Source organism: Rothia sp. HMSC078H08 (assembly GCF_001808955.1).
Classification (GTDB): Bacteria; Actinomycetota; Actinomycetes; order Actinomycetales; family Micrococcaceae; genus Rothia.
In genome coordinates, this window is record NZ_KV795243.1 from 147,756 (window position 1) to 154,086 (window position 6,331).

At 60.9% G+C, this 6,331-nt stretch carries 3 protein-coding genes and 1 other RNA gene; 1 reads left to right on the forward strand and 3 read right to left on the reverse strand.

Translation table 11 applies throughout. The annotated features are described in order from the left end of the window. Nucleotides 1–202: 202 nt before the first annotated feature. The 3 genes from HMPREF2528_RS01690 to HMPREF2528_RS01700 form a co-directional block, all read right to left on the reverse strand. A complete protein-coding gene (locus HMPREF2528_RS01690; protein WP_005507189.1) occupies nucleotides 203–1,498 on the reverse strand; it encodes an aspartate kinase in 1,296 nt (431 codons plus the stop codon). A 192-nt stretch (nucleotides 1,499–1,690) separates the two neighbouring features. After that, on the reverse strand, nucleotides 1,691–2,833 hold the full coding sequence (gene recR, locus HMPREF2528_RS01695; protein WP_070541858.1) for a recombination mediator RecR: 1,143 nt from the start codon (nucleotides 2,831–2,833) through the stop codon (nucleotides 1,691–1,693). Nucleotides 2,834–3,033: 200 nt separating this feature from the next. Continuing rightward, nucleotides 3,034–5,835: a DNA polymerase III subunit gamma and tau gene (locus tag HMPREF2528_RS01700; protein ID WP_070541861.1), complete on the reverse strand. Its 2,802-nt coding sequence runs from the start codon at nucleotides 5,833–5,835 to the stop codon at nucleotides 3,034–3,036. A gap of 228 nt (nucleotides 5,836–6,063) precedes the next feature. On the opposite strand from HMPREF2528_RS01700, the gene ffs reads away from it, so the two are divergent. Next, nucleotides 6,064–6,160: signal recognition particle sRNA small type (ffs, locus tag HMPREF2528_RS01705), an RNA gene on the forward strand. Nucleotides 6,161–6,331 lie beyond the last annotated feature (171 nt).

Consider the following 6,331-nt stretch of genomic DNA (forward strand, 5'->3'; position numbering starts at 1 on the left):
TTACTGGATTGCATTTGGTGCTTAGCTCAAGTAAGTTAGAACCTCGCAAAATGTAGTCCAGTAGCTATAACTCTACCTTGTATCTGAAATAACTGTAAAGTGTTTCAGTTATTTCATTTGTAAACAGAAAAGGGGAGGGGCGGTGCTGAGAAAACCCAGCACCGCCCCTCCCGAAGCGTACAGCCCACAAACGAGCTAAACCCTAGCGGCCAGTACCACCGTAAACAGTAGCCTCGCCCTCAGCATCCAGACCGAACGCAGTGTGCACCGCGCGAACAGCCTCATCCAGCTTGCTCAGCTCAGTAATCACCGAAATACGAATCTCAGAAGTCGAAATCATGTCAATGTTCACGCCAGCGTTAGACAGGGCCTCAAAGAAAGTGAACGAAACACCCGTGTTAGTCTTCATGCCTGCGCCAACCAGCGACAGCTTACCAACCGACTCGTTGTAAATAACCTCCTGGAAACCCAGCTCCGCCTTAGCATCCTCCAGCGCCTTCAGCGCGGTGGGGCCCTGATCCTGATCCAGGGTGAAGGAAATATCGGTCACGCCGGGGCGGTCAGTCGGCACGTTCTGAACAATCATGTCCAGGTTAACCTTCGCCTCATTAATCAGACCGAACACCTTAGCTGCCGAACCGGGAACATCCGGAACACCAACAACAGTAATCTTTGCGCGGGTGCGATCATGCGCGACACCAGAAATCAGGGGCTGCTCCAAGGGAATCTCCTTCAGATGGGTGGGGGTCAGTTCCGCGGACTCCTCCGGAACCACAATAGTGCCTTCAAGGTTAGAGAACGAAGAACGCACGTGAAGCTTCAAATTAAAACGACGAGCATACTCAACACTGCGCAGGTGCAGAATCTTCGCACCGTTCGCCGCCATCTCCAGCATCTCTTCACTGGTGATGGTATCCAGCTTGTGCGCGGTCGGCACGATGCGCGGGTCGGCAGTGAAAACGCCGTCCACATCCGAGTAAATCTCGCACACATCAGCGTTCAGAGCAGCAGCCAGAGCAACAGCAGTCGTATCAGAACCGCCGCGGCCCAGAGTCGTAATATCGCCGCTCTGACGGTTCATACCCTGGAAACCGGCCACAATCGCAATATTTCCGGCCTCAATCGACTCACGGATACGCTCCGGGTTGACCTCCACCAGACGTGCAGAACCGTGCACGCCGTCGGTAATCATGCCAGCCTGAGAACCAGTGAAAGACTGGGCCTTAGCACCCAGGTCGTTAATAGCCATCGACAGGATGGCAGTTGAAATGCGTTCACCGGCGGTCAGCAGCATGTCCAGCTCACGGGAAGGAGTGACATTGCTGGTGACCTCTGCGGCAAGGTCGAGCAGCTCATCGGTGGTGTCACCCATAGCGGACACCACGACGACCACATCGTTACCTGCCTTCTGAGTGTCCACGACGCGGCGGGCAACGCGCTTTACGCCCTCCGCATCAGCTACGGAGGAACCGCCGAACTTTTGGACGATCAGGCTCATTGATATCTCCAGGTCAGTTACTTGTGTGCCACCGGCAGAGCGCCGGTTCCTCACCTATAGTAGACGGCGTTCAGTCCGCACGGCTAACTAAGCCCCCGTATGTATTGATTCGTGGAATATTACCGAATGTTACGCGGGTCGTGGCGGGCCCGGGAGCGCGAACCCTACCGCGCACGTACTAGTGGTGGAAGGCTAGGTCCACGGGTTCACGTAAGTCACGCCCGGCAGCGGCGGAACGTCCGGCTTCGGGGTGCGTAACGGGGCGTTCTGAATAGTGCGGATCTTCTCCTCATAGTCCGGGGCGCGGAACACCTCCGGCGCATCTTCCGCCTGCTCGGTTACGGGTGCTTCAGTCGGTTCGGAGGTAGCGCTCGCCGGAGCCTCCTCGCCGGAGTCTTCGCCCAGGTCAGGGGTGGATTCTGCTTCTGTGGCTTCAGGCGTAGAGCCCGCACCAGAATCGGTGGGGGAGGCTTCCTCGCCTGATTTCTCAGCCTCCTGCAGAACCCGCTCGATCAGCTGCTCATCCACCGTGCCCTGCACACCCTCAGCGGCGGGCGCCGCCGGGTCGGAAACGGCAGAATCCTCAGAATCCAGGTCGTCAAACATGCTCGAATTCCAGCGGCGACGACTCTGCTTCGCCTCCTGAGCCTGAACCTGAGCCGCCTGCTCACGCTCCTGCTCCTCCTCGCGGTTCACGCGCTCAAAATCCTGAGCGGCAGTATGCGCCACTGCAGTGCCCTCGCTAATGACGCGGCGGCCCTCCAATGCGCGGCCCAGGGTAATCTCGTCCGCATACTCCAGGTCGCCACCAACCGGAAGGCCCGAGGCCAGGCGCGAGAGGCGCACACCCAGCGGCACGAGCATGCGCGAGAGGTAGGTTGCGGTCGCCTCACCCTCAAGGTTCGGGTCCATCGCCAGAATAATCTCCTGGATACGCTCATCCGCCAGGCGGGACACCAGCTCACGGATACGCAGCTGCTCCGGGCCCACACCAGCCAGCGGGTTAATAGCGCCGCCGAGCACATGGTAGCGGCCGGTAAAGGAACGGGTACGCTCAATCGCCACCACGTCCTTCGACTCTTCGACCACACACAGCACGGACGGGTCGCGGCGCTCATCACGACAGATCGTGCACAGCTTCGTCTCGGAGACGTTACCGCACTCCTCGCAGAAGCTCACGCTGGTCTTCACCGTGGAAATGGCGTTGGCTAGGCGCGCCATATCGGCAGCATCCGCATTCAGAATGTGAAAAGCGATGCGCTGAGCCGACTTGGGGCCCACACCCGGCAGGCGGCCGAGCTCATCAATGAGGTTTTGAACTGCTCCCTCGTACATGGCTTCTCCTTACAAATGCGGTGTGTTGTGCTGGTGTGTTGTTCTTGTGCTGGTGTGCTGTTCTTGGGCGACGTTATGAGTATGCACCCAACCCCTGACAGTTTAGGGGCGTTTCGCGTAGCGAGTATGCGGCTGGAATGAGCGCGCCCGCCATCGGTGCGATGGCGGGCGCGGCACCTACTCGGTGTTAGATTCCCGGATTAGGGCTGGTGCAGGGGACGTTCGTCAATGACGGTGCCACCAATAATTTTTTCGATAGCGCGCAGACCGATGAAGGTGCTGTTCTCGACCTTCTCGTCATCATCAGAGACGTAGTCCTCATCGGATGCGGCGCGTGCCGGGCGAGCCGGTGCCGCCGGTGCGCTGGGAGTCGGTGTGCTAGGAGTCGGTGCTGGGGTTGCGTTAGAAGCCTGCGCTGCGGGCTTCTCATCGCTTGCCGGAGCAGTATCAGCCGGTGCTGCCTGCGGTGTCTCTGCCAACGGACCAGCAGGCTCAACCGGATTAGCAAGCGGACCAGCCGGTGCTACAGGCGCAGTCGGCATTGCGGGCGCAGCGGGTGCCTCAACCGGTTCAGCGTAGGCAGGCTCATCCTCAAAAGGGGGCTCCTCCTCATACGGAGGTTCCTCCGCGTGAGGAGGCTCCTGTGCGAACGGGGGCTCCTGTGCACGCTGGGGTTCAGCAGCGCTCTCCTGCTGCGGAACTCCACTACCGGAGGCCGCAAAGGAATCACGCTCACCAAAACCACCCGCCGGAGCAGTCGGAACCTGCTGAGCTACCGGAGCAACCGGGGGCTCAGGCGCAAGCGGGCCCGCCGGGGCTTCCTGAACCGGTGCCTGCACTGCCGCCTGGGCAGCCTGCTGAGGTGCCTCCTCGGGGGCGCTCTGCGGAATCGGGGCAACCTCCCACGCACCCAGGGGCGCATCCACGCTCGTAGACTCGGGGGTGTTTGCGCCGGTCAGCGGCTGACCGTGGCGACGCCACGCATCCTCACCGCCGCGCGGTCCATCTGCCAGAGGCGCCGGCTGAGCGGGCTGCGGGGGAGTCTGCTGAACGGGCCGCTGAGACGCCTGCGGGGCAACAGCCGCCGGAACTGCAGGCTGCGCTGCGGGAGCACTGGGCGCTGCGGACTGAGCAGCAGGCTGAGCTACGGGCTTGACTTGCTCACCGGGCTTCGCCACCTGAGCGTGAATGGTCACCTGACGGCGCAGGAACTCACTCACGCGGGCGGTCAGCTCGGGCACAAAGCCCTTGACCGCGCGCAAAGTCGCAATGTCGGCGCTCACGTACAGGGTTGCGCCGTCCATGCGGGCGGGGCGAACCTTCATCAGCTGATCCGCCGCACCGGGAACGCTCATTCGGTTAAGGATGGCGCGCCAATTACCCTGAACCGCCGCCAGAGGATCGTTCGGGTCAAGCTTCAGAGGCGCGGAGGGGGCACCCGTGGGAGCTGCTACAGCAGAAGCCGGGGCATGAGGCGCCGCCGGGGTGTTACCCGCTAGGGGAGCACCAGCCGCAGGTGCGGACTCCTGCGCGGTCGGTGCCAGAGGTGCAGCACTAAGGGGCGCACCTGCCAGCGGGGGAGCACCCGCGCTAGCCTGCTGAGAGCCGCCCCGCTGAGGGGCTACCTGCTGCGCGGGCTGAGCTGTCTCCTGAACCGGGGCGCTAGGAGCCTGTGCACTAGGTACCTGAGCTTCAGTAACCGGAGTCTTAGGTGCCTGGGTCTTAGGCATTAGACCAGCCGCCGCCATACCCGCCGCACGAGCCGCAGACATGCCGCCCTGCGCCGGGGCAGAACCAGCGGAACCCGAGGAACCAGCAGTACCAGAAGCCACGCGGCGCTCCAAAACCTGCAGGCGAGAAGCCAACGCCGCAACCTCCGCACCACCGGCAGAACCCTCCGCCGCAGGCAGAAGCAGACGAGCACACAGCAACTCCAGCTGAAGCTGCGGATTCGCCGCACCCGTCATACCATTCAGAGTCTCATTGACCGTACCCGCAGCAACCGTCAGCTCACGCTCACCCAGAGCCTGAGCCTGCTGGGCCAAACGCTCCAACTGATCCTGCGGAACACCCTGCAAAATCTGGCCGGCAGCCTGCGGAACAGCCTTCACCACAATCAAATCACGCAGGCGCTCCAGCAGATCCTCCACAAAACGGCGAGGATCCTGACCGGTCGCCACCACACGCGACACCGCGCCAAAGAGAGTCGGCGCATCCTTCGCGCCCAACGCCTCAATGACCTCATCCAGAAGCTGCGCGTGGGTATAACCCAGCAGCGCCACCGCACGGTCATACTCAATACCGCTCTGCGAAGACGCACCAGCCATCAGCTGATCAAGAATCGACAGCGAATCACGCACCGAACCGCCGCCAGCACGAATCACCAGCTGCAATACACCCGGCTCCACAGCCACCTGCTCCTGATCGCACAGGCCCTGCAGGAACGGCAGAAGAACCTCCGGCGGCACCAGGCGGAACGGGTAGTGGTGGGTACGCGAACGAATCGTGCCCAGCACCTTATTCGGCTCGGTCGTCGCGAAGATGAACTTCACGTGCTCCGGCGGCTCCTCCACAATCTTCAGCAGCGCATTGAAACCCTCACGGGTCACCATATGCGCCTCATCAATAATGAAGATTTTGTAACGGTCACGCACCGGCGCCAAAGTAGCGCGCTCACGCAGGTCACGGGCATGATCCACGCCGCCGTGGCTCGCCGCATCCATCTCAATCACGTCAAGAGAACCGCCACCATCACGCGAGAGCTCACGGCACGAATCGCATACACCACACGGAGTAGGAGTCGGACCCTGCGCACAGTTCAAACAACGCGCCAAAATACGCGCCGACGTGGTCTTACCGCAACCACGCGGACCCGAAAACAGGTACGCGTGATTCACACGGTTCTTCTCCAAGGCGACCATAAGAGGTTCGGTCACGTGCTCCTGCCCGATAACCTCAGCAAAGGTTTCGGGGCGATAACGACGATAAAGGGCAGTGCTCACGGCAACCTCTTCAACTCGGGGGTGCGGATAGGACAATCCCTACCATTTTAGACGCTTTACTCTCGGCCCGAGTGGCCGACAGTCACCGGTGAACACGCCACCGCACCACCGCCACCGCGACACCTACTATGGACACTCACCCGGGCGCTCACCCGGGCGGCATGTACGCCCACAGAAATACCGCGAACACACCGAATTCCCAAGAACCCAAAAATCCGGTACACTGGTTCTTGCCTCTTACGTGGCGTTATCTTGGAAAACTCCCCCAGGACCGGAAGGTAGCAAGGGTATTCGAGCTATGGCGGGTGCGTAGGAGGTTTTTTCATGCCCAAAAACGGGTACCTGGATAGTTCACACCCGTCATATGCACTGCGTGCCCGCTCCGCTGGCGCTCCGCCCAAAAACAGGGGCACAAGCATCCATAAATGTGCTTTCTGTTACTTTTCCCATTCAGGGCTTGCGTGCTTAGCAAAAGCGTAGTAAGGTTTTATTTGTT